The sequence below is a fragment of the Aeromonas sp. MaB10011B genome, from assembly GCF_017939325.1.
Lineage (GTDB): Bacteria > Pseudomonadota > Gammaproteobacteria > Enterobacterales > Aeromonadaceae > Aeromonas > Aeromonas caviae.
In genome coordinates this window covers 54,203-72,710 of sequence record NZ_JAGKRK010000018.1, presented here as the reverse complement: position 1 = coordinate 72,710, position 18,508 = coordinate 54,203, and the positions used below count along the sequence as shown (strand labels likewise).

At 62.4% G+C, this 18,508-nt stretch carries 18 protein-coding genes and 1 riboswitch; of the genes, 9 read left to right on the top strand and 9 right to left on the bottom strand.

Annotation, left to right across the window (positions count from 1 at the left end; genetic code table 11):
- Window positions 1-87: 87 nt before the first annotated feature.
- The 4 genes from J9893_RS07440 (at window position 88) to J9893_RS07425 (ending at window position 5,150) form a co-directional block, all read left to right on the top strand.
- Window positions 88-540, top strand: a complete 453-nt coding sequence (locus J9893_RS07440; RefSeq protein ID WP_029313820.1) for a pullulanase — start codon at window positions 88-90, stop codon at window positions 538-540.
- Window positions 541-744: 204 nt separating this feature from the next.
- Entirely contained in the window at window positions 745-2,892 is a 2,148-nt protein-coding gene (locus tag J9893_RS07435; RefSeq protein WP_210600699.1) for an adenosylcobalamin-dependent ribonucleoside-diphosphate reductase, read from the top strand.
- A gap of 9 nt (window positions 2,893-2,901) precedes the next feature.
- Window positions 2,902-3,573 carry an NrdJb gene (locus tag J9893_RS07430; RefSeq protein WP_182935836.1) on the top strand — a complete coding sequence of 224 codons (672 nt, stop codon included), beginning with the start codon at window positions 2,902-2,904 and terminating at the stop codon, window positions 3,571-3,573.
- Window positions 3,574-3,779: 206 nt separating this feature from the next.
- The gene (locus J9893_RS07425) at window positions 3,780-5,150 is read left to right on the top strand and encodes a PhoH family protein (RefSeq protein ID WP_010673145.1); all 1,371 of its coding nucleotides are present in this window, start codon (window positions 3,780-3,782) and stop codon (window positions 5,148-5,150) included.
- 66 nt (window positions 5,151-5,216) lie between these two features.
- On the opposite strand, the gene J9893_RS07420 is transcribed toward J9893_RS07425, so the two are convergent.
- The 4 genes from J9893_RS07420 to thiB all read right to left on the bottom strand — a co-directional run bounded on the left by J9893_RS07420 (window position 5,217) and on the right by thiB (window position 8,830).
- Window positions 5,217-5,378, bottom strand: coding sequence for a hypothetical protein (locus J9893_RS07420; RefSeq protein WP_167418737.1), 162 nt, complete (start codon window positions 5,376-5,378; stop codon window positions 5,217-5,219).
- A 15-nt stretch (window positions 5,379-5,393) separates the two neighbouring features.
- Complete coding sequence (thiQ, locus tag J9893_RS07415) at window positions 5,394-6,104, bottom strand: thiamine ABC transporter ATP-binding protein (RefSeq protein WP_210600697.1); 711 nt, start codon at window positions 6,102-6,104, stop codon at window positions 5,394-5,396.
- A gap of 141 nt (window positions 6,105-6,245) precedes the next feature.
- On the bottom strand, window positions 6,246-7,874 hold the full coding sequence (gene thiP, locus J9893_RS07410; protein WP_050485252.1) for a thiamine/thiamine pyrophosphate ABC transporter permease: 1,629 nt from the start codon (window positions 7,872-7,874) through the stop codon (window positions 6,246-6,248).
- Window positions 7,850-8,830 carry a thiamine ABC transporter substrate binding subunit gene (gene thiB / locus J9893_RS07405; RefSeq protein WP_161470224.1) on the bottom strand — a complete coding sequence of 327 codons (981 nt, stop codon included), beginning with the start codon at window positions 8,828-8,830 and terminating at the stop codon, window positions 7,850-7,852. The genes thiP and thiB overlap by 25 nt, the downstream gene beginning before the upstream one ends.
- 83 nt (window positions 8,831-8,913) lie before the next feature.
- Window positions 8,914-9,004, bottom strand: a riboswitch (TPP riboswitch).
- Between the two features lie 91 nt (window positions 9,005-9,095).
- Between thiB and J9893_RS07400 the strand changes: the two genes are divergently transcribed.
- Window positions 9,096-9,386, top strand: coding sequence for a PilZ domain-containing protein (locus J9893_RS07400; protein ID WP_039041182.1), 291 nt, complete (start codon window positions 9,096-9,098; stop codon window positions 9,384-9,386).
- A 51-nt stretch (window positions 9,387-9,437) separates the two neighbouring features.
- On the opposite strand, the gene J9893_RS07395 is transcribed toward J9893_RS07400, so the two are convergent.
- From J9893_RS07395 to leuA, 5 genes are all read right to left on the bottom strand, one after another.
- The gene (locus J9893_RS07395; RefSeq protein ID WP_210600695.1) at window positions 9,438-10,367 is read right to left on the bottom strand and encodes a transglutaminase domain-containing protein; all 930 of its coding nucleotides are present in this window, start codon (window positions 10,365-10,367) and stop codon (window positions 9,438-9,440) included.
- Window positions 10,368-10,479: 112 nt separating this feature from the next.
- On the bottom strand, window positions 10,480-11,079 hold the full coding sequence (leuD, locus tag J9893_RS07390) for a 3-isopropylmalate dehydratase small subunit (protein WP_109111918.1): 600 nt from the start codon (window positions 11,077-11,079) through the stop codon (window positions 10,480-10,482).
- 12 nt (window positions 11,080-11,091) lie between these two features.
- Window positions 11,092-12,489: a 3-isopropylmalate dehydratase large subunit gene (leuC, locus tag J9893_RS07385; protein WP_041211113.1), complete on the bottom strand. Its 1,398-nt coding sequence runs from the start codon at window positions 12,487-12,489 to the stop codon at window positions 11,092-11,094.
- Between the two features lie 32 nt (window positions 12,490-12,521).
- A complete protein-coding gene (leuB, locus tag J9893_RS07380; protein ID WP_039041178.1) occupies window positions 12,522-13,607 on the bottom strand; it encodes a 3-isopropylmalate dehydrogenase in 1,086 nt (361 codons plus the stop codon).
- A gap of 111 nt (window positions 13,608-13,718) precedes the next feature.
- Window positions 13,719-15,281, bottom strand: coding sequence for a 2-isopropylmalate synthase (leuA, locus tag J9893_RS07375; RefSeq protein ID WP_010673154.1), 1,563 nt, complete (start codon window positions 15,279-15,281; stop codon window positions 13,719-13,721).
- Between the two features lie 405 nt (window positions 15,282-15,686).
- On the opposite strand from leuA, the gene J9893_RS07370 reads away from it, so the two are divergent.
- The 4 genes from J9893_RS07370 to J9893_RS07355 all read left to right on the top strand — a co-directional run bounded on the left by J9893_RS07370 (window position 15,687) and on the right by J9893_RS07355 (window position 18,233).
- A complete protein-coding gene (locus J9893_RS07370) occupies window positions 15,687-16,310 on the top strand; it encodes a TetR/AcrR family transcriptional regulator (RefSeq protein ID WP_010673155.1) in 624 nt (207 codons plus the stop codon).
- A 125-nt stretch (window positions 16,311-16,435) separates the two neighbouring features.
- On the top strand, window positions 16,436-16,939 hold the full coding sequence (locus tag J9893_RS07365) for a phosphatase PAP2 family protein (protein WP_043156166.1): 504 nt from the start codon (window positions 16,436-16,438) through the stop codon (window positions 16,937-16,939).
- Entirely contained in the window at window positions 16,936-18,045 is a 1,110-nt protein-coding gene (locus tag J9893_RS07360; RefSeq protein WP_210600693.1) for an MJ1255/VC2487 family glycosyltransferase, read from the top strand. Before J9893_RS07365 ends, J9893_RS07360 begins: the two co-directional genes overlap by 4 nt.
- A gap of 35 nt (window positions 18,046-18,080) precedes the next feature.
- A complete protein-coding gene (locus J9893_RS07355) occupies window positions 18,081-18,233 on the top strand; it encodes a hypothetical protein (protein ID WP_010673158.1) in 153 nt (50 codons plus the stop codon).
- The last annotated feature ends 275 nt before the right edge of the window (window positions 18,234-18,508 follow it).

Here is an 18,508-nt window from a genome sequence, read left to right as displayed (position 1 = left end):
CTACCTTTCTTGTCATGCCTGCTCTGGTTTAATTCCCGGGTCCACATCGATGGACCAAGGAATCACAATAATTTGAGGAATGGACACATGTTCAAAAGAACAGTAACGATGATGCTGGCGGCGGGAACCCTGGTATTAGGCGGTTGCGCATCCAATGGTGGTGCAGAGCAGGCGGCGGCGGACAACAGTGACTTCGGTGGCAAGTCCATCTACCTGCGTGGTGAGATGAACGACTGGATGGCCACCGACGAAAGCAAGGTCGTCAAGGTTGCCGACAAGCTCTACATGGCCAAGGGGACGCTCAAGAAAGAGTGGGCTCCTTACAAGTTCAAGTTTGCCGACTCCGGCTGGAGTTGTGGCACCAACTTCGGTTACAAGAGCCCGAGCGATGGCGTTGCCGTGCTCGGCGGGGAACCTGTACCGGTCAACCCGTGCTCCAAGTATGAGGACATGAAGTTCTCGCCCGAGGCGGATGGCGTCTATGAGTTCTATCTGAATATGGCGGGTGAGACTCCGAGCGTATACGTCAAGAAACCCTGAGATAGTCTCTCGCTTTAAATCTCTCGGAAATTGAACCGGTTAAATGCCCTGGCCCAGAAATCTGCTGGCCGGGGCATTTTTTTAGGATAGAATCGGCGCCCTTATGACGGATAAAGCACAATATATTGTGCTTTGAGTTCTTAAATTCACTACTGGTAGTATTTTTGTCACGATATTACCCCATTCACAGGAGGTTGATTGACCATGGCTAAATCCATTCCGGTACAGGAGGGCGTCACCGCCAGCCGCCAGATCCCTCTGCAGGAGACGTCTCTCGAGATCTGGGACAGCAAGTATCGTCTCAAGAGCAAGGATGGCGCACCCATCGACGGCTCCATCGACGAGACCTACCAGCGTGTCGCTCGCGCGCTGGCTGCGCAGGAGCGCGAACCCGACACCTGGTATGAACCCTTCCTGTGGGCCCTGCGCAATGGTGCCATTCCGGCGGGCCGTATCACCTCCAACGCCGGGGCGTTTGAGCACAAGCCGGCGACCTCCACCATCAACTGCACCGTCTCCGGCACCATCGAGGATTCGATGGACGATATCCTCGGCAAGGTGCACGAGGCGGGGCTGACCCTGAAGGCGGGTTGCGGCATCGGTTACGACTTCTCGACCCTGCGACCGCGCGGAGCCTTCGTTTCGGGAGCGGGGGCCTATACCTCCGGGCCGCTCTCCTTCATGGATATCTACGACAAGATGTGCTTTACCGTCTCCTCTGCCGGTGGCCGTCGTGGCGCCCAGATGGGCACCATGGATATCCGTCACCCCGATGTCATCGAGTTCATCCAGGCCAAGCGGGAGGATGGTCGCCTGCGTCAATTCAACCTCTCCCTGCTCATCACCGAAGAGTTCGTCAGTGCGGTGAAAGAGGATGCACCCTGGCAACTGATCTTCCCCTACACCGCCAAGGAGGTGGAGCAGGATGGCATCGCGCTGGATGACCCAGCGAGGGTGGTCTGGGCGGACTGGCCCAACAAGGAGGGTGTGGTGATCAACGAGCTGGGCCAGGTGGCCTGCAAGGTCTACAAGACCCTGCCCGCGCGCAAGCTGTGGAACGTCATCATGACCTCTACCTACGACTATGCGGAGCCCGGTTTCATCCTGATCGACAAGGTGAACCAGATGAACAACAACTGGTTCTGCGAAGAGATCCGTGCCACCAACCCCTGCGGTGAACAGCCTCTGCCGCCCTATGGGGCCTGTCTGCTGGGCTCGGTCAACCTGACCACCTTCGTGCGCGATCCTTTCACCGAGCAGGCCGCCTTCGACTGGCCAGCGTTTCGCAAGGTGGTGGCCATCTTCACCCGCATGCTCGACAACGTGGTGGAGATAAACCAGCTGCCGCTGGCCAAGCAGCGCGAGGAGATCACCGCCAAGCGTCGCCACGGTATGGGCTTCCTGGGGCTGGGCTCGACCCTCACCATGCTGCGCATCAAGTACGGCTCTGCGGCCTCCGTCGCCTTCACCGAACAGGTCTCCCAGGAGCTGGCGATGACCGGCTGGCAGGAGTCTCTGCGTCTGGCGAAGGAGAAGGGGCCCGCCCCCATCATGGAGCAGGAGTTCGAAGTCACCGGCAAGATGCTGCGTCTGCGTCCCGAAATGGCGGCAGATGGCATCAAGCTCGGCGACAAGGTGAAGGGCAAGGTGTTGCATGCCCGCTACAGCCGCTATATGCAGCAGGTGGCCGAAGTGGATCCCGCTCTGGTGGCCGAGCTGGCCGAGGTGGGCGGACGCTTCACCCACCACAGCAGCATAGCGCCGACCGGTACCATCTCTCTGTCGCTCGCCAACAACGCCAGCAACGGCATCGAGCCGAGCTTTGCCCACCACTACAGCCGCAATGTCATCAAACCGGGCAAGAAGAGCAAGGAGAGCGTGGATGTCTACTCCTTCGAGCTGCTGGCCTATCGCGAGCTGGTGAACCCGGCCGCCATGCCCTATGCCGAGGAGGAGGGTAGCCGCCTGCCGGATTACTTCATCACCGCGGACGACATCACGCCGACCGGGCACGTGGATATCCAGGCGGCGGCCCAGCGCTGGATTGACTCCTCCATCTCCAAGACCGCCAACGTGCCGACCGATTTTCCGTTCGAGCAGTTCAAGGATATCTACCTCTATGCCTCGGACTCCGGCCTCAAGGGCTGTACCACCTTCCGCTTCAACCCGGCCGCCTTCCAGGGCGTGCTGGTGAAGGAGAAGGATCTGGAGAACACCAGTTACGAGTTTACCCTGGAAGATGGCACCGTCATCACGGCGAAGGGGAACGAGGAGATCGAATACGATGGCGAGCTGCACACCGCCGCCAACCTCTATGACGCCTTGAAAGAAGGCTATTACGGCAAGTTCTGAGGACGAGACATGGTCAAGAAGATCGACAGAAAAATCGTCGCCTACAAGGTAAAAACCCGGGATGAGCCGCAAGATGCGCCGGCGCCCCAGGATGACGTGGTGCACATGCATGAAACCGTGCTGCGCCCGGAACGGTTGATGGGTACCACCTACAAGTTGAAGACGCCGGAGCATGTCTCCGAGCACTCGCTGTTCATCACCATCAACGACATCATTCTCAACGAGGGCACGGTGCACGAGACCCGGCGCCCGTTCGAGATCTTCATCAACTCCAAGAGTCTGGAGCACTATCAGTGGATAGTGGCGCTGACCCGCATCATCTCGGCGGTGTTTCGCAAGGGAGGGGACGTCACCTTTCTGGTGGAGGAGTTGCGCTCCGTGTTCGATCCCAAGGGGGGGTACTGGAACAAGGGCAAGTACGTGCCTTCGCTCATCGCCGAAATTGGCAACGTGATCGAAACCCATCTCACCGAGATCGGCATGCTCAAGGTACCCGGGCTGGACGAGCACCAGCAGGCGTTCCTGGCCGAGAAGCAGGCGCAATTGCAGGCAGAAGAGCAGCCGGCGGGCAGCGGTTTCCCACCCAGTGCCGCGCTCTGCTACAAGTGCCACACCAAGGCGCTGGTGCAAAAGGATGGCTGCATGACCTGTCTCAACTGCGGGGATTCCAAGTGCGGTTGAGGGGCTGATTGCCACCAAAGGCCGGCGACATGCCGGCCTTTTCGTTGCTGATTTTATGTTCGAACGACGCCCATGATGGCAGCGATTTGTTGCGCACCGGTAAATTCGGGCGTAGCGTTGGGGGTAATAAAACTGTCACGGCCGTGTGGTTTCAATGACATCTGAGATTCACACACGTGGCACCTTCAGTGCCAAGGAGGATGCTTATGGACAACACGGACCGAAAGCTGTTTATCCTGGATACCAACGTTCTGCTTCACGAACCCCTCGCCATCTACTCCTTCAAAGAGCACGACGTGCTCATCCCCATGACGGTGCTCGAAGAGCTCGACAACATCAAGGATCGCCAGAAAGACGTCAGCCGTGATGCCCGCATCGCCATCCGTGCCCTGGAAGATGTGTTCCGCGATGCGACTCCGGAGCAGATAGTGCAAGGGGTGGCGCTGGCCGGCGAGGCGAGCGGCCGTATCTCCATCTTCAGCGACCACCATCTGCCCCAGGATGCCGAGGTGTTCACCGACAAGGAGGCGGACAACCGCATCATCAACGCCGCCCTCTACCTGCAAAAGCACGAGATGAAGCGTCAGGTGGTGCTGGTCACCAAAGACATCAACATGCGCCTCAAGGCCAAGGGAGCAGGTCTTGCCCATGTGGAGGATTACCGCAGCGACCAGCTCATCGACGACATCCGCCTGCTCGCCAAGGGCTTCCAGGTGGTGCCCGGCAGCTTCTGGGAGCGGGTCGGTGAGTGCGACAGCGAAACCCATGGCCGCGATACGGTCCACGTCATCGATGCCAACCTGCTGGAGGGAGTCCACGTCAACCAGTACCTGCTGGACGAGGAGAACTTCTTTGCCGCGCGGGTGCTGAGCCACGACGGCAACAAGATCCGCCTGAAAGATCTCGGCCGCGAGCGGCTGATGTCCCGCAAGGCCTGGGGGGTGCATCCCAAGAACGTGTATCAGGGCATGGCGCTGGATGCCCTGCTGGATCCGCACATCGACCTGGTGATCCTGACCGGCCCGGCGGGCTGCGGCAAGACCCTGCTCGCCATGGCGGCGGCGCTGGAGCTGGTGATCGAGAAGGGGATCTACGAGAAGGTGATCGTCACCCGCAATACCCCGGAAATTGCCGAGAGCATCGGCTTCCTGCCCGGCACCGAAGAAGAGAAGATGATGCCCTGGCTGGCGGCGGTCACCGACACTCTGGAGGTGCTGCACAAGCAGGACGAGAACATGAGCGGGTCCCTCAGCTACATCATGGAGAAGGCCAACATCCAGTTCAAATCGGTCAACTTCATGCGCGGGCGCAGCATCCAGAACACCTTCGTGCTGCTGGACGAGTGCCAGAACCTGACCGCGTCCCAGATCAAGACCATCATCACCCGCTGCGGGGAGGGGACCAAGATCGTCTGCTCCGGCAACCTGGCTCAAATAGACTCCAACTACCTGAGCCCGGTGACCTCGGGTCTGACTTACATCGTCGAGCGGTTCAAGGACTTCGACGGCAGTGCCAACATCTTCCTGAACGGGGTGGTGCGCAGCCGGCTGGCTTCGTTCGCCGAGGAAAATCTCTGATTTGACGGGATCTCTGCATGAGAAAGGGGAAGCCGGACGGCTTCCCCTTTTTTGATCCCGCCTATCTCATGCCTCTCTCGGTCGGCCCAGGTAGCGCAGCAGCCCCGGGTGATCGCTGCTGTGCAGGATATCCGGCTTGCCCTGCAAGGCGATGGGTCCTGCGTCGATGAAGAGCACCTGATCGGCGATGAGCTGGGCATCGTCCTGGGAACGACAGGGAGAGACCATCAGCTTGTCAGCCCTTCACTGTGGCGACAGAGCGCGGCCCAGGTAGCGCAGCAGCCCCGGGTGATCGCTGCTGTGCAGGATATCCGGCTTGCCCTGCAAGGCGATGCGCCCCGCGTCGATGAAGAGCACCTGATCGGCGATGAGCTGGGCATCCTCCGGGTTGTGAGAGACCATCAGCACGGTGATGCCCTGCTCGCAGGCGAGGCGGGCGACCTCCGCCAACATCTCCCGCCGCAGGGCCGGATCGAGGGCCGAGAAGGGCTCGTCCAGCAGCAGCAGCGGCCTGCCCCGCACCAGGGCGCGGGCCAGCCCCACCCGCTGCTGCTGGCCGCCGGAGAGCTGCTCCGGCAGGCGCGTCAGCATCTCCCCCAGGCCCACCTTGTCAGCGGCCTCCTGCACCTGCCTTTTCTGGGCCGGATTCAAGCGCAGGCCGGGATGCAGGCCGATGGCGATGTTGTCGAACACCGACAGGTGCAGGAAGAGGTTGTGATCCTGGAACAGGGTGGTGACCGGGCGCTCGGCGGGGCCCAGTGACAGCAGATCCTGGCCGTCGAAGGTGAGGGTGCCCGACTCCACCGGCACGAAGCCCGCGATCATGCCGAGCAGGGTGGACTTGCCGGCGCCGCTCGGACCGATGAGGGCGGTGATCTCCCCCTTGGGCAAGGTCGCACTGAAGGTCACCTGCCAGTCGGGATAACTGGTGACCAGTTCCTCAATTACCAGCATGTTTGGCTCCTGAATGTCGTTTTATAGAACAACAAGTAAGAAAAATTGATGAAAGGCAGCGTGAGTGACTGCCACAAGGGGCGCTCCAGGGACGTGCCCGGCCGGATCCTGGGGGCGGGGAGGCGGCAATGCCGCCGGGGATCAGTGATCCACATGCCTGCCTCCCAGTCCCCGCTCCACCAGCCAGAACAGGGAGAAGCAGAGGGTGAGCAGCAGCAGGGCGGTGGCGGCCGCCTCGGTCAGCCGGTAGCTGCCGAGCTGCTGATAGAGCAGCCAGGGCAGGGTAGTGAGGGTCTGGCTGCCGAACATGGCGATGGCCCCGAGATCCCCGAGGGACAATATCATCGAGAGCGCCATGGCCAGGGCCAGCGGACGGCGCAGCAGGGGCCACTCCACCAGGCGCAGGCGATGCAGGCCGCGCACCCCCAGGCTGTCCGCCAGCCTATCGTACTGGCGCACCACCAGTTGCATGGGGGCCGAGAGGGTGCGCAGCACATAGGGCAGCGCCATCAGCGCGTTGACTAGCACCACCAGCCAGGGGCCCAGGGCAAAGACGTCGGTGAAGGGCATGAACAGGATGAAGAGGCCGGTGGAGAGCACCACCGCCGGGATCATCAGGATCATGGAGCCGCTGGCCTCCCACAGGGCGGCGGCCCGCCGTTTGCGATCCCGCACCCTCAGATGCCGGCTGGTGAGCAGCAGCCCGGCGCCGAGCAAAGTGGCCAGGGAGCCCGCCGCCAGGGCTATGCCCAGGGACTGCCCCCCTGCCTGCCACAGCCGGGGTGAGCCGAGCGCCGCCAGCAGACCGGGGTTGAACCCGGCGACCACGATGGCCAGCAGGGGCGGCAGGAAGATGGCGAGCCCCATGGTCAGGGCCAGGCCATCCACCAGAGCGCTGCCCTTCTGGTGTCTGTCGGGACGCAGGCAGGGGCGACGGCTGGTGAGGCGACTGGCCGGGGTGGTCTGCAGCTTGTGTTGCAGCAGGAGCAGGGCCAGGGTCAGCAGCAGTTGCACCAGGGCGAGCCCGCCAGCGGTGGCGAGATCGAAGTCAAAGCGCAGCGCCTGGTAGACAGCCACCTCCAGTGTGGTGGACTTGGGGCCGCCCCCGAGCGCCAGCACTGTGGTGAAGCTGGTGAAGCAGAGCATGAAGATGAGGCTGGCGAGCCCCGGCAAGATGCCGCGGATGAGCGGCCACTCCAGCAGCCGGAAGATGTGGGAGGAGCGCATGCCGAGCTGGCTGGCGAGGCGCCAGGAGGACTCGGGGATGCTCTCTATGCTCTGCAGGATGAGGCGGGCGGCCAGCGGCATGTTGAAGAAGACATGGGCCAGCAGGATGCCGAACAGGCCGTAGAGATAGTTGCCGGGATCCAGGCCCAGGCCGTGCAGCAGTTGCGGCAGCCAGCCCTGACGACCGTGCACCGCCACCATGCCGAAGATGGCGATGATGACCGGCAACACCAGGGAGAGGCCGAATAGCTTGAGCAGCAGGCGGCGTCCGGTGAAACGGCGTCGCGCCAGGGCTCTGGCCACCGGGATGGCAAGCCCCAGGCTCAGCAGGGTGGAGAGCAGTGCCTGCCAGAGGCTGAAACCCAGCACGTGGCGCAGGTAGGGATCGCCTAGCAGGGCGCGGGGGGAGAGGGCCCCCGCCTGCCACAACAGGGCGACCAGCGGCCCAATGGAGAGCAGCAGGATGACCAGGGTGGCTGCACTGCCGGGCAGCCACCAGAGGGAACGACGACCTGAACTCACTGGGTGACGGCTTGCAGCCATTCGCGGATCCACCCCTTGCGGTTGGCGGCCACCTCGTCAGAGCTGAAGGTGAGGGGCTTAGCTACGCTGATCATCTGTTCGAACCCCTTGGGCAGCGCCACGTCTGTCACCGGATACATCCAGTTGCCGCCGGGGATCTCGTTCTGGAAGGCGGGGCTCACCATGAATTGCAGGAACTGGTCAGCCAGTTTGCCCTGTGTGGCGCCCTTGAGCTTGGCCGCCACTTCCACCTGGCGGTAGTGACCCTCCTCGAACGCGGCCGCCCGGTACTGGGGCTTGTTTTCGGCGATCAGGTGATAGGCGGGGGAGGTGGTGTAGGAGAGCACCATGTCCGCCTCGCCGTCGAGGAACATGCCGTAGGCCTCTGACCACCCCTTGGTGACGGTGACCGTCTTTTTGGCAAGCGTGGCCCAGGCGGCAGGGGCCTCATCACCGTAGACCGACTTCATCCAGAGCATCAGCCCCTGACCCGGGGTGGAGGTGCGGGGATCCTGATAGATCACCTTGATATCGGGGCGCGCCACCAGCTCCTTCAGGCTCTTGGGGGGCTGCTTGAGCTTGTTGCTGTCATAGACGAAGGCGAAGTAGCCGTAGTCATAGGGGACAAAGGTGTCATCCTGCCAGCCACCCGGCACCTTGAGGTCATCGAGCCTGGTGGAATGGGGGGCGAACAGGCCGCTCTGTTTGGCCTCGCTGATGAGGGCATCGTCCAGCCCCAGCACCATGTCGGCCTTGCTGTGCTGGCCTTCCAGCCGCAGCCGGTTGAGGATGGCGACGCCATCCTCGAGGGGTACCAGATTGAGGGTGCAGCCGCACTCCTTCTCGAAGGCCTGCTTGATCTTGGGGCCCGGCCCCCATTCGGCGGCGAAGGAGCCGTAGGTGTAGACGGTGAGGGTGTCGGCGGCAAACGCCTGGGCAGAGAGCAGGCTGGTGGCGATCAGCAGCAGGGTCTTCATCAATGGCACTCCTGTGGGTATCGGGGTGCTCATCAATGGCACCTCGCGTGTGGTGAGCGCCGGCGGATGAGGGCACAAAAAACGCGCGCCATGCCTCAAATTCCTCCGCCAGCATTATCTGGATCAGGTTCACGGGTATAATCTCAGCGGTAAACCGCACCCCGTTTGAGCAACGCATCGCATTGTATTGGCGTTCCTGGGGGGAGGCCAGCACTATGTTTCACGGGCCGCATCGTGCGAGCCACCACCAAGGAGGAAGTCCCCAGTGATCACCAGCACCAAGGAAAGACGTGCCTTCCAGCGCATGGTCATCAATGCCCCCGTCACCCTGTTCCAGCATCAGCAGGTGCTGGAGGGGGTCTGCCGGGATCTCAGCGCCAACGGCATGGGCGTCGAGGTGAACAAGCACGCGTTCGATCTGGCCCAGCCCATCCGGGTGAGCCTGGCGACCAGCAGCAATCTTCTGCCTCCCTTCGAGGCCCAGGCTCGCATCGTGCGGGTGCTGGAGGAAGAAGACGGTCTCCTGCTGGCGCTGGAGTTTCTCTCCCTCACCTGAGACCCGGGCGCCCGTCCTCCTCGAGACAGGCCAGCCATGGGCTGGCCTGTCTCATTTCCCCTCATCCTGCACCGGTTGTACGCTCAACTGGCCGCTGTCGACCAGCGTCTTGCTGGTGGGCGCGAGCTGGCCCATGGGCAGCTGGGCCGGGCCGGTCGGCTCCATCAGGAGGTAGGTCTCCCCCGCCCGGCTCAAGGTGGCTTCCCCCGGTTTGGCTGGCAAGGCCACCCCCAGCAGGGCGTGTCCCGGCACGAACACCATGGCCTGCTTGAGATCGGGATACCCCTGGGCCAGCAGGGCGGCCATCAGGGTCACCTTGCTGTCGCAATCCCCCCGGTTCTGCTCCAGCACCTGGCGCGGGCTCAGAAACCCCTTGCCAGAGCGGCCCGACTGGCTGTCGAGCAGTTGATAGGGGATGGCCTGGATGAAGTCGAGCATGTGGGCCACCGTCTTCTGGCGCGCCTCGGTCTCGGTGGCCCCTTCCTGCTTGAGCTGCTCCATCAACGGGGCCAGTTCGTCCCGGCTCTCCAGGGCGATGCGCACATGATCCTGCTTGATGGCGGGAGCGCCGTCGGGGGTAGTGAAGGGCTGGAAGTAGTGCTGCGTGAGCCAGGCAGCCTCCAGTTTGGCCTGCTCGGGCTTGACCCATTGGGAGGCTTCCCGCGCCTTGTCGGCGTTGCGGCTCTTGATGCTGAGGCTCATGGCGGGGCGAACGAGGGAGAACTGCACCTCGGGGAACGCCAGGGGGGCCTGTTGCAGCAGGCTTTGCAGTACGTCTTCCTGCATCCTGGCCGGACGGTAAGCGATGAGAGGGGGCAGCTTGCCCGCCTCCAGCCGGTAGCTGAGCTGCTGCGCCTTGCCCTCCCTGTCCTGCCAGCCGACGTTGAGCTGACCGCCACTGTTGGTGAAAGAGGTCTGCCCGCCCAGGGCCGGGAGGCTGAGCAGCAGGCAGAGCAATGAAAGGGCGCCCCTTGCGGACATGGGTGTCTCCTGTCGGACATGCAGAGGTGGCGGGCTTTGTACAGCGACCCGACAATAAAACAGGGAGCCTTGGCTCCCTGTTGATTCTACTCGCGTTCTTGTCACAGGCTCGTCAAATCCAGCTTGGCTGCTTCGCCTCGAAGGCGCTGATGGCGGCCTCGTGCTGCAGGGTCAGACCGATGGCATCCAGCCCGTTGAGCAGACAGTAGCGACGGAACTCGTCGATTTCGAAGCCGAACGTGAGGCTGCCTGCACGCACCTGGTTGGCCTCCAGATCCACTTCGATCTCGATACCCGGCTGGGCGGCGACCAGCTGGAACAGGGCGTCGACCTCCTCCTCTTTCAGACGAACCGGCACCATGCCGTTGTTGATGGCGTTGCCGTAGAAGATGTCGGCAAAGCTCGGAGCGATCAGGGTCTTGAAGCCGTAGTCCGCCAGCGCCCAGGGGGCGTGCTCGCGACTCGAGCCGCAGCCGAAGTTCTCCCGCGCCAACAGGATGCTGGCCCCCGCGTAGCGGGGCTGGTTCAGTACGAACGCCGGGTTCGGCTGCTGGCCTGCATCGTCCAGGAAGCGCCAGTCGTGGAACAGGTGCTTGCCAAAGCCGATGCGGTTCACCTTCTGCAGGAACTGCTTGGGAATGATGGCGTCGGTGTCGACGTTGGCGCTGTCGAGGGGAACGACGATCCCTTTATGCTGTTTGAAACCTGTCATGTACGTTCCCTCTTACAGTGCACGAATGTCGGCGAAGCGGCCGGTGACGGCGGCGGCGGCGGCCATGGCCGGGCTCACCAGGTGGGTGCGACCGGCACGACCCTGACGCCCCTCGAAGTTGCGGTTGCTGGTGGAGGCGCAGCGCTCCCCCGGTTGCAGCCGGTCGTTGTTCATGGCCAGACACATGGAGCAGCCGGGCAAACGCCACTCAAAGCCTGCCTCGATGAAGATCTTGTCCAGCCCCTCGGCCTCGGCCTGGGCCTTCACCTGCTCGGAGCCCGGCACCACCAGGGCCTGTACCCCTGCGGCGACCTTGCGGCCGCGGGCGATGGCGGCGGCAGCGCGCAGATCCTCGATGCGGCTGTTGGTGCACGAACCGATGAACACCTTGTCGATGGCCACGTCGGAGAGCTTCTGGCCCGGTTGCAGGTCCATGTAGGCGAGGGCCTTGCGGGCGGACTGCTGCTCCACCGGATCGGCGAAGGATTCCGGTGCAGGGATGGGCTCATTGACGGCAATCACCTGGCCCGGGTTGGTGCCCCAGGTCACTTGCGGGGCGATGTCGGCGGCGTCGAGCACCACTTCGGCGTCGAAGTGGGCACCTTCGTCGCTCTTGAGGGTCAGCCAGTAGGCGATGGCCTGTTCCAGCGCCTCCCCCTTGGGAGCGAACTCCTTGCCACGGATGTAGTCGATGGTGGTCTGGTCGGGGGCAATCATGCCCGCTTTGGCGCCGAGCTCGATGGCCATGTTGCACACCGTCATGCGCCCTTCCATGGTGAGCCCCTCGATGGCTTCACCGGCGAACTCCACCACGTAGCCGGTCCCGCCTGCATGACCCACCTTGCCGATGATGGCGAGCACCACGTCTTTGGCGCTGATGCCTGCGGCCAGCTTGCCGTTGACAGAGATACGCATGGTCCTGGCACGGCCCTGTTTCAGGGTCTGGGTGGCCATCACGTGTTCCACTTCGGAGGTGCCGATACCGAATGCGAGCGAGCCGAAGGCGCCGTGGGTGGCGGTGTGGGAGTCACCGCAGACGATGGTGGTGCCGGGCAATGTGATGCCGAGCTCGGGGCCCATCACGTGGACGATACCCTGGTACTTGTGGTTCAAGTCATAGAGACGAACCCCGAACGCCTTGCAGTTGGCGGCGAGCGTCTCCATCTGGATGCGGGCCATCTCGCCGGAGGCGGCGATGTCCTTGGTGGTGGTGGAGACGTTGTGATCCATGGTGGCCCAGGTCAGATCCGGGCGACGCAGCTGGCGGTTCATGGCGCGCAGGCCGTCGAATGCCTGGGGGCTGGTCACTTCATGCACCAGGTGACGGTCGATGTAGATGAGAGGGGTTTCCCCTTCCACTTCCCGGACCACGTGGGCGTCGAACACTTTCTGATAGAGGGTCTTGGACATTGCTCGGTTTCCTTGTTATCGATGCCGTGGGATCAGATGCGCGCGGCGATCTGGCTGCCCATGTCGGCCGTGCTCTGCACCGGGTGCGTGGCACTGGCCTGATGCAGGTCGGCGGTGAAATAGCCTTCTGCCAGGGTCTGGGCCACGGCCTGCTCTATGGCCTGGGCGGCGGCTTCCTGGCCGAGACTGTAACGCAGCATCAGGGCGGCGGAGAGGATCTGGGCGATGGGATTCGCAATCCCCTTGCCGGCGATATCCGGGGCCGAGCCACCGGCCGGCTCGAACAGACCGAAGCCGGATTCGTTGAGGCTGGCGGAGGGGAGCAGGCCCATGGAGCCGGTGATCATGGCGCACTCGTCGGAGAGGATGTCACCGAACAGGTTGGAGCAGAGCAGCACGTCGAACTGGGACGGATCCTTGATGAGCTGCATGGTGGCGTTGTCGATGTACATGTGGTTCAGGGCCACGTCCGGGTAGGACTTGGCGACCTCGGTCACCACCTCGCGCCACAGGATGGAGGAGGCGAGCACGTTGGCCTTGTCGATGGAGGTGACCCTGGACTTGCGCACCCGGGCCGATTCAAACGCTATCTTGGCGATGCGCTCGATCTCGAAGCGGTGGTACACCTCGGTGTCGAAGGCCTTCTCGGTAGCGCCTTCCCCTTCACGCCCCTTGGGCTGGCCGAAATAGATGCCGCCGGTCAGCTCGCGCACGCAGGCGATGTCGAAGCCGCGATCGGAGATGTCGGCACGCAGCGGGGAGAACTGCTCCAGACCGGTGTAGATGCGGGCCGGGCGCAGGTTGCAGAACAGTTTGAAGTGGGCACGCAGGGGCAGCAGGGCACCGCGCTCCGGCTGATCGTTGGGCGGCAGGTGCTCCCACTTGGGGCCACCCACCGACCCGAACAGCACCGCATCGGCCGCTTCGCAGCCTTTGATCGTGCTCTGGGGCAGCGGTGTGCCGTGGTTATCGATGGCGATGCCGCCGACGTCGTGACGGTCATAGTCGAGGGAGAAGCCGAATTTGGTCTGCACCTTTTCCAGTACCTTGATGGCCTCTGCCATCACTTCCGGGCCAATGCCGTCACCCGGCAATACTGCGATCCGATAACTGCTCATACTCTCTCCGTCTTGATAGTGTGATTCCGTTTCATCCGGGAGGCCGGTCCGGACCACTGCCCAGGCCCCGGTCCTCCCCATGTCATGCTGTCATCTTGTCCGGCGGCGGGCTCAGACGGTTTCCGATTTGATGGTGTGGTTGCGCTCCATCTGCTCGGCCACCTGGTCCGCGCGCCAGATGCTGTTGATCACGTGGACCAGGGCCTGGGCCGAGGATTCGATGATGTCGGTGGCCAGCCCCATGCCGTGGAACTTGCGCCCCTTGTATTCGGCGACGATGTCCACCTGGCCGAGGGCGTTCTTGCCCTCGCCCTTGCCCTTGAGTTCGTATTTGTCGATGCGGATCTCGTAGCCGGTGATGCGGTTGATGCACTGGTAGACCGCATCCACCGGGCCGTTGCCGGTGGCGGCCTCGCACACCAGATCCTGGCCTACCTTGAGTTTGACCGAGGCGGTGGCGAGCACCGAGCTGCCGCTCTGCACGCCAAGGTACTCCAGCTTGAAGTGCTCGGGCTCCTCGTGGATCTGGCTGAAGAAGGCGAGGGCCTCCAGGTCGTAGTCGAACACCTGGCCCTTCTTGTCGGCCAGGGTGAGGAACTTGGCGTAGAGATCGTCGAGGTCGTAGCTGCTCTCGGCGTAGCCCATGCTCTCCATCCGGTGCTTGATGACGTGGCGGCCGGAGCGGGAGGTCATGTTGAGGTTGTTCTGGGTGAGACCGATGCTCTCGGGGGTGATGATTTCATAGGTGTTCTTCGCCTTGAGCACGCCATCCTGATGGATGCCTGAGCTGTGGGAGAAGGCGTTGGCGCCGACGATGGCCTTGTTGGGCTGCACCGGCATGTTGCAGATTTGACTGACGAGGGTGCTGGTGCGGTGGATCTCGCTGTGGCGGATGTTGGTGTGTACCCCGAGCAGGTCGGCGCGGGTTTTCAGGATCATCGCCACCTCTTCCAGAGAGCAGTTGCCAGCACGCTCGCCGATGCCGTTGATGGTGCACTCGATCTGGCGGGCCCCCATCTGCACGGCACTGATGGAGTTGGCCACCGAGAGGCCCAGATCGTCGTGGCAGTGCACCGAGATGATGGCCTTGTCGATGTTGGGTACCCGGTTGAACAGGGTGTGGATGATGCCGGAGAATTCGGTCGGCACCGTGTAGCCCACGGTGTCAGGAATGTTGATGGTGCGGGCGCCGGCCTTGATGGCGGCTTCCACCATGCGGCACAGGTTGTCTATCGGGGTGCGGCCCGCATCCTCGCAGGAGAACTCCACGTCATCGGTGTAGCGCAAGGCGTGCTTGATGGCGCCGACCCCCATCTCCAGCACGTCTTCGAAGCTCTTTTTCAGCTTGCTCTCCACGTGGATGGAGGAGGTGGAGATGAAGGTATGGATGCGAAATGCCTCTGCCACTTTCAAGGCTTCGCCGGCGGCATCGATGTCTTTTTGCAGGGCGCGAGCCAGGGCGCAGACCCGGCTGTTCTTGATGTGACGGGCGATGGTCTGAACCGATTGAAAATCGCCGGGGGAGGAGACGGGGAAACCCACTTCCATGATATCGACACCGAGCCGCTCCAGCGCCTGGGCGATCTGCAGCTTCTCCTTGACCGTCAAGCTGGCCGACAGCGCCTGCTCACCATCACGCAAGGTGGTGTCGAATATGATGACCCGATCTGACATGTGACTTCCCTCTTCCTAAGTTCGCTGCGTGCATCCTGCATGGCATAAAAAAACCCGTGCGGGGTGCACGGGTTTCTGTAAATTCCGGCTATGCCTTAGCCCGGCTACAAGGATCCCGCGCGAGGAGTCGCGATTAGGGAGAGCAGTAGTAGCGGAGCGGCAATACGCATGATGTCTCAATCCTTCCAGTCGATAACGCTACTACCAATAACGAGATTTTTATGCTGTGTCAACCGGAATGGACAGGTTCAATCCACTGGTTTATTTAATCGGATTGTAAAGGAGTGCAAATTCTCTTGTCCCATATTCGGTTCATGCCTGATTATCTGGTCATTCCTGCTGTACTCGATCACCCGCACAATCAGATCGACTTATCAGCCCTTGCTGAATTATCTGAGGTATTCCATGGAAAAACGCAGACCTGGCCGTCCAGTCGGACGTTCCGACATTCGTGACAAGCTGCTTGCCGCCGCACGCGAACGTTTTCTCAACACCCCCTACAGCAAGGTGACGACCCGCGAGATTGCCGAGCTGGCAGGCTCCAATCTGGCGATGATCCACTACTACTTCGGCAGCAAGGAAGGCCTCTACAAGGCGGTGCTGGGGGATGTGGCCGAGCCCCTCGAGCAAGCCTGGCACGACGAGAGCAGCAACCGCAGCCTGACCGATCTGCTCAATACCTACTATCAGGTGATGGCGCCCAACAGCGAGCTGACCTCCGCCATCTCCAGCGCATTGTCCACTGAAAAGAGCCCGGGGCGTGATTTTGTGCTGAGCCGCCTGCTGGATCGCCAACTTCCCCAGTTCGATGCCCTGCTCGAATCCATGCGCTCCAACGGCCAGCTGGCGGACAACCTGGACCCCGAGATGCTGAAGATCTCCTTCCTCAGCATGATGTGGCAGCCTTTCGTGATGAAGGATCTCTACGAGCAGGTGTTTGGCCTGACGGTGGATGAGCACTTCATGAGCCGCCTCGCCGCCCACAACTGCCGCCTGATGGAAAACGGCCTGCGCGGTGCCCTGAACTGACTTTTTCGGGATGACGGATGAAAAAGGGCCCCTGGGCCCTTTTTTTCATCAATCTGTTATCTGGGCGTCAACGAAGTGTCATGCCGCCCTCCTAGTCTGCACTCAGGATGCAAAGGAGGGCCGTGATGAACAAGATCCAGCAATGGGACCTGCGGGTGTGCCGTGTCTGCCTGCTCCACCCCTACAATCAGCCGCAGGCCAGGATAAGCCGGCTTGTCTCCCGTACCGGTGACGGCCCCCTCTATGCCGTGGCGGCCTGCCTGCTCTGGTGGCAGGGGAGCGCCGGGCAGGAGGCGGTCAGGGTGGCGCTCTGGGCGTTTGCCCTCGAGTTGCCGCTCTACCTGCTGCTCAAGAATGCCCTCAAACGCCAGCGCCCGGCAGGGCTGCCTGTCTTCATCACCCCGTCGGATCGTTACAGCCTGCCCTCGGGCCATACCGCGGCCGCCTTTCTGATGGCGACCGTACTGGCCGCCAGTTTCTCGCTCTGGGCACCGCTGCTGTTTGTCTGGGCCGCGCTGGTGGGGGCGTCCCGCCTGCTGCTCGGGGTGCATTATCTGAGCGATCTGGTGGCCGGGGCGCTGCTTGGTGGTGGTTGCGCCCTCTGGGCGCTGGGTTGGAGCCAGGGATGAGGATACTGTTCGGCGTTCAGGGGACCGGCAACGGCCATATCAGTCGCAGCCGGACCCTGGCGCGCGCATTGAAGAGCAGGGGCGTGGCGGTGGATTATCTGTTCAGTGGGCGCGCCGCCGACGGCTACTTCGAAATGGGGGAGTTCGGGGATTATCGCACCTTCCCCGGTATCACTTTCGCCAGCCATCAGGGGCGCATCTCGGGCTGGCGTACCCTCAAGGGACTCTCTCCCCTGCGTTTCTGGCAAGATCTGCGTACCCTCGATTGTCGCGAGTACGATCTGGTCATCAGCGACTTCGAGCCGCTCAGTGCCCATGCTGCTCGCCGCTGGGGCAAACCCAGCCTCACCATCAGCCATCAGGCGAGCTTCGACTGGCCCATTCCGCGCTGGGGAGAGAGCGGCTTCAACCGCCAGCTGATGCGCCATTTTGCGCCGGTACGCCAGTCCCTGGGACTGCACTGGTTCCATTTCGGCCAGCCCCTGCTGCCTCCCATCGTCGATCCCCTCGAGCCGGTGCCGGACAACCAGCAGGTCCTGGTCTATCTGCCATTCGAGCAGACAGAGACGATCGCGGCCCTGTTGTCGCGTTTCAGCCCGCAGTCGTTCATCTGCTTCCATCCCGAGGTGCGCAAGCGCAGCGAGTGGCGCAACATCCGCTTTGAACCTCAGGCAAGAGAGGGGTTCAAGCTGGCGCTGGCCGGTTGTCGCGGGGTCATCAGCAATGCGGGATTCGAGCTTGCCTCCGAGGCGCTCTCCCTCGGCAAGAAGCTGCTGGTCAAACCCCTGGGTGGCCAGTTCGAGCAGTTGACCAACGGCAGGACCCTGGAACTGATGGGGCTGGCCCAGTTGATGGACAGCCTGGATGCCAATGCGGTGCGAAGCTGGCTGGAGGCCCCTTCTCCTGGCAGAGTACGCTATCCCGATGTGGCAGGAGAGCTGGCCGACTGGTTGCTGGCCGGTGCCGGGGAGGAGGTGGGGGCGCTCTCCCGCCGCCTCTGGGGCAGGACTCTCTTTCCGGAGGAGGTGTGTGACAGCCTGGGGGAGCTTGCCAGCCGTACCGGCCAGGAGCGTCCCTGGTTATCCCAACTCAGCGCCTTTGACTAAACTGAGTCGATCCCACCACGGAGAGGACGGACACCATGCGCTTTACCAATGAAAACGGCGACACCATGACCCTGGCAGACAATCTCACCCTGCATGAGCTGCTCGACATGGGTGTCAGCATCTCGGTCTGCGAAGAGACGGATCCGGATCAGCAGATCTGGCTGGCAGAACCCGAAGACGAGCAGTGAAACCAGCCAGTTTTTGACGGCCCACCCCCTCGGGGTGGGCCGTTTATTTTGTTCCTGACCGACGCGGGCAGCATGATCCGCTGGTTGTTCCCCCCAGGGCCCCTCTTTGTTGCCCGTCTGGTGGCCAAGTCACTGAATGTTAATAGCTGTTTGAAATTTATGACTGTTATGGCCAGACAAAGCCGTGGACAAGCGTTCACGGGCGGGTTAAGTTGGTTTTTCACCCGCTTTTCGGGTGAATGATGGAAAACCCCTATTTTTCTACTATCGACGGC

Bases quoted from the DNA above. Each gene is read 5' to 3' on its own strand.
- J9893_RS07440 (WP_029313820.1), top strand. From the start codon at position 88: ATGTTCAAAAGAACAGTAACGATGATGCTGGCGGCGGGAACCCTGGTA.
- J9893_RS07435 (WP_210600699.1), top strand. From the start codon at position 745: ATGGCTAAATCCATTCCGGTACAGGAGGGCGTCACCGCCAGCCGCCAG.
- J9893_RS07430 (WP_182935836.1), top strand. From the start codon at position 2,902: ATGGTCAAGAAGATCGACAGAAAAATCGTCGCCTACAAGGTAAAAACC.
- J9893_RS07425 (WP_010673145.1), top strand. From the start codon at position 3,780: ATGGACAACACGGACCGAAAGCTGTTTATCCTGGATACCAACGTTCTG.
- J9893_RS07420 (WP_167418737.1), bottom strand. From the start codon at position 5,378: ATGGTCTCTCCCTGTCGTTCCCAGGACGATGCCCAGCTCATCGCCGAT.
- thiQ (WP_210600697.1), bottom strand. From the start codon at position 6,104: ATGCTGGTAATTGAGGAACTGGTCACCAGTTATCCCGACTGGCAGGTG.
- thiP (WP_050485252.1), bottom strand. From the start codon at position 7,874: ATGGCTGCAAGCCGTCACCCAGTGAGTTCAGGTCGTCGTTCCCTCTGG.
- thiB (WP_161470224.1), bottom strand. From the start codon at position 8,830: ATGAAGACCCTGCTGCTGATCGCCACCAGCCTGCTCTCTGCCCAGGCG.
- J9893_RS07395 (WP_210600695.1), bottom strand. From the start codon at position 10,367: ATGTCCGCAAGGGGCGCCCTTTCATTGCTCTGCCTGCTGCTCAGCCTC.
- leuD (WP_109111918.1), bottom strand. From the start codon at position 11,079: ATGACAGGTTTCAAACAGCATAAAGGGATCGTCGTTCCCCTCGACAGC.
- leuC (WP_041211113.1), bottom strand. From the start codon at position 12,489: ATGTCCAAGACCCTCTATCAGAAAGTGTTCGACGCCCACGTGGTCCGG.
- leuB (WP_039041178.1), bottom strand. From the start codon at position 13,607: ATGAGCAGTTATCGGATCGCAGTATTGCCGGGTGACGGCATTGGCCCG.
- leuA (WP_010673154.1), bottom strand. From the start codon at position 15,281: ATGTCAGATCGGGTCATCATATTCGACACCACCTTGCGTGATGGTGAG.
- J9893_RS07370 (WP_010673155.1), top strand. From the start codon at position 15,687: ATGGAAAAACGCAGACCTGGCCGTCCAGTCGGACGTTCCGACATTCGT.
- J9893_RS07365 (WP_043156166.1), top strand. From the start codon at position 16,436: ATGAACAAGATCCAGCAATGGGACCTGCGGGTGTGCCGTGTCTGCCTG.
- J9893_RS07360 (WP_210600693.1), top strand. From the start codon at position 16,936: ATGAGGATACTGTTCGGCGTTCAGGGGACCGGCAACGGCCATATCAGT.
- J9893_RS07355 (WP_010673158.1), top strand. From the start codon at position 18,081: ATGCGCTTTACCAATGAAAACGGCGACACCATGACCCTGGCAGACAAT.